Raw genomic sequence first — 204 nt, 5'->3', positions numbered from 1 at the left:
AGTTTAAATGTTGCTAATGGAGCTAATAGCACAACCTTAGGTACTTTAGATGCAACAGACAACCCTAATTTAACCTGTATTCAAATAGATCAAGGTTTTACTCCTGTTGATTGGACTAAAGACACAACTGCAGAATATAACACGATGTGTACTGCTTGTATCGTAAGCATACCTGACGCAAACTTTAAAGCCTCGTTATTAAAC

1 pseudogene is annotated in these 204 nt (G+C 36.3%); it reads left to right on the top strand.

The features are described 5' to 3' along the window. Nucleotides 1-204, top strand: a pseudogene (locus F6U93_RS14715) (hypothetical protein); the annotation flags it as partial.

The organism is Pseudotamlana haliotis (assembly GCF_008806375.1).
GTDB classification, from domain to species: Bacteria; Bacteroidota; Bacteroidia; order Flavobacteriales; family Flavobacteriaceae; genus Pseudotamlana; species Pseudotamlana haliotis.
Note: the sequence above shows the minus strand (reverse complement) of the source record. Positions and strands in the feature narration are given on the sequence as shown.